Source organism: Nonomuraea sp. NPDC049784 (assembly GCF_040659615.1).
Classification (GTDB): domain Bacteria; phylum Actinomycetota; class Actinomycetes; order Streptosporangiales; family Streptosporangiaceae; genus Nonomuraea.
In genome coordinates this window covers 1-2,071 of sequence record NZ_JBFAMX010001062.1, presented here as the reverse complement: position 1 = coordinate 2,071, position 2,071 = coordinate 1, and the positions used below count along the sequence as shown (strand labels likewise).

Below are 2,071 nucleotides of genomic sequence, written 5' to 3'. Positions count from 1 at the left end.
CCCGGCTGCTGCTCACCGACGCCGAGACGACTGGGATGCTCACGCTGGCCAACCTGCCCGAACTTCGCGCCGACGAGCCCCCCGCGCGGATGCCGGCGACCGCGCCACCAGCATGTCCGGCCCGGCTCCCCGACCTCGCCTACCTCATCTACACCTCCGGCACGACCGGCCAGCCCAAGGGCGTCCCGGTCACCCACACAGCGTTGATGCACTACCTGAACTGGGCGTCTCACTACTACGACACCGCAGGAGGCGTGGGCACGCTGGTGCATTCCTCGATCGCCGCAGACCTGACCGTCACCAGCCTGCTGCTGCCGTTGATGACCGGGCAGCGCGTCCAGCTGGTCCCGGCCGACGACCCGCACGATGTGGCCCAGGCCCTGCTTCATGCGCGTGATCTGAGCCCGCTGAAGGTAACCCCTGGCGGGCTGAGGATCCTGACCCGGCTTCTCACCGGTGAGCAGCTTGGCCGCGCCGTGCGGCACCTGGTCGTCGGCGGCGAGCAGCTGACCGCCCGCACCTTGTCGGGACTGGCGGTGCCTGGCCTGCTGGTGACCAACGAGTACGGGCCGACCGAGGCCACCGTCGGCTGCACCGCCTACACCTTCCGCTGCGGAACCTCCCTCCCGGACCCGGTGCCCATCGGCCGGCCGGTGTGGAACACCACTGTGGAACTGCGCGCGCCGGACACCGGCCAACTCGTCGCGACCGGTGGTACAGGCGAACTCATCGTCATCGGCCCCCAGGTGGCCGCCGGCTACCCGAACCGGTCGCCAGACAGCACCGCCCGGTTCTTCACCACCCCATCAGGTGAGCGCGGCTATCGCACCGGTGACCTCGCCCGTCTTCGACCCGACGGCGACCTGGAGATGCTCGGCCGGATCGACGACCAGCTGAAGATCCACGGCCACCGCGTGGAACCCGCCGAGATCGAAACCATCCTGACCAGCGACCCGTCCATCGCCGAGGCCGCCGTCGTCGCAACCGTCACCGGCGCGGACGGCGCCCTGTCCCTGACCGCCTTCCTCGTCCCCGCGGCCACCGCCGAGGACGACGGCCTTATCGAACGGGCCCGAGCCCTGTGCGAGCGGCACCTGCCGTTCTACGCCCGGCCCGACCACCTGCACCTGGTGACCCGGTTGCCGCTGACCTCGAGCGGAAAGGTAGACCGCCGCGCCTTGGCTGCCCTCCCGGCACCTGACCCCGCCGGTCACGGCCCTTCGCCGGAGCACAGCGATCCGGTCATGAACGACCTCGCCCGCCTCTGGGGTGACATCCTGGGCGAGCTCCCGCCCAGCAGCGAGACGAACTTCTTCACCAGCGGCGGAGACTCGCTCAAGGCCGTGCTGTTCGCCGGCGCCGCGCGACGGGCGGGGCTGCAGCTGACCGTCCACGACGTCCTGCACTACCGCACGCTCGGCCGGATCGCCGGTGCCGTCACCGCGCTTCGCGCCAGCGCGGATGCCTTCTCGGTCACCGATGGGCCCGTGCCGCTCAGCGCTGTCCAGCACGCCCTTCTCACCACCCGACCGGTTGCAGGGGCCTGGACCATGCGGTATCTGAGCGTGGCGCCCTACCGGGACATCGATCCGATCCGGTTGCAGCAGGCGTTCGACGCAGTCGTGCGCCGTCATCCCGCGCTGCGCTCTACCTTTTCCCGCTCCACCAGCGAATGGTCGGCACGGCTGGCCCCGTTCGCCGCGCGTGGCCTGCACCTGCTGGACCTGAGCGGCCACCCCGCCGATGACCACGACGAGCTCGTGAACCGGCGCCTGGCCGAACGCGAGGACCTGTTCGACCTTGCGGGCCCGCTCGTCGACCTCGTCCTGATCGGCGGCGCAGGCCCGCCGCGGATCGCCTGGATGGTCCACCACCTGGTCGCCGATCTCGTGTCCTTACAGATCCTCACCCACGACCTGTGGGACGCCTACGACCACCCCGACGCACAGCCCGCCCCGGCAGACGACGGCTACATTCGCTGGCTCGGCTCGCCCCAGGACGTACCCGAGCTGCCCACCGGGCCGTGGCTCACCGACAGGCCCCACACCACGGCCACACACCTGGGCCCGCG

Annotated in this window: 1 protein-coding gene; it reads left to right on the top strand. The window is 70.9% G+C overall.

The genetic code is table 11. The features are described 5' to 3' along the window. Nucleotides 1-2,071, top strand: a 2,071-nt coding sequence (locus AB0J09_RS63210) for an AMP-binding protein (protein WP_360713927.1), incomplete at both ends; no start/stop codon positions are given.